Source organism: Mycobacterium sp. P7213 (assembly GCF_900604305.1).
GTDB lineage: Bacteria > Actinomycetota > Actinomycetes > Mycobacteriales > Mycobacteriaceae > Mycobacterium.
On the sequence record NZ_UWOA01000108.1, the window covers coordinates 1 to 977 of the forward strand.

At 64.5% G+C, this 977-nt stretch carries 1 protein-coding gene and 1 pseudogene; both read left to right on the forward strand.

Going from position 1 to position 977, the window contains the following annotated elements; genetic code table 11:
• Positions 1-223: pseudogene (locus tag EJK91_RS21390) on the forward strand (IS256 family transposase); the annotation flags it as partial.
• Positions 224-382: 159 nt separating this feature from the next.
• Positions 383-977 (forward strand): DUF222 domain-containing protein (locus EJK91_RS21395; RefSeq protein ID WP_444850846.1); only part of this gene is annotated, 595 nt, incomplete at its 3' end.

Genomic DNA, 977 nt, shown 5'->3' on the forward strand with positions numbered 1-977 from the left:
AATCGCTGAACTACCAGCTGCGCAATCGCTGAACTACCAGCTGCGCAAAGTCACCAAAGCCCGCGGCTCGTTCCCCTCTGATACCGCCGCGATGAAACTGCTGTATCTGGCCATCCGCAACATCAACCAGAAACGAGGATCAACCACCGGAACCGCTACCTGGGGCTGGACCCACGCCCTCAACGCCTTTGCGATCCAATTTCCCGAACGACTCCCGCTCTAACTCAACCATCAATGGCCACAACCACTTACACAGTTATCTTGACAAGCCCTGTCCGCTGACCTGGATCGAGCGCTGGAACTGGACTTCGACGCACTGACCCCGCGGGAATGCCTTGCCCTGCTGCGGCGCTGCGAGCGGCTGCGACGGCGCCTTCCCGCGGTGGAGCACCCGCTGGTCAACCGCCTCGCCGCCACTGACCCCGCCGAGTTGGGCGGCAAACCCCGCTGGGTGCTGGCAGACGAGTTACATCTGACCCGCGGTGAAGCCGGCCGGCGTATCACCGAGGCCGCCGAGCTGGGGCCCCGCCGGTCCATGACCGGCGAAACCCTGGCACCGACATTGTCGAGCGTGGCCACTGCCCAACGTGCGGGAAAGATCGGCGCCGCCCACATCGCGGTGATCCGCTCGTTCTTCCACTACCTACCCGACACCGTTGATGCCGGCACCTTGACCCAAGCCGAACAACACCTCACCGCATTGGGCACGGATTGTCGCCCCGACGAACTCGCCAAACTCGCCCAACGCCTCGCCGATCATCTACATCCCGACGGCAACTACAGCGACGAACAACGAGCCAAACGCCGCGGGATTGTGCTCGGCCCCCAAGAYCGTGACGGCATGAGCCCGATCAAGGGCTATCTCGACCCCCAAGCCCGCGCCACCCTCGATGCCGTACTGGCCCGCTGGGCCGCCCCCGGCATGTGCAACCCCCACGACGAAACCCCCTGCACCGGCGGCACATCCTCGCAAACCC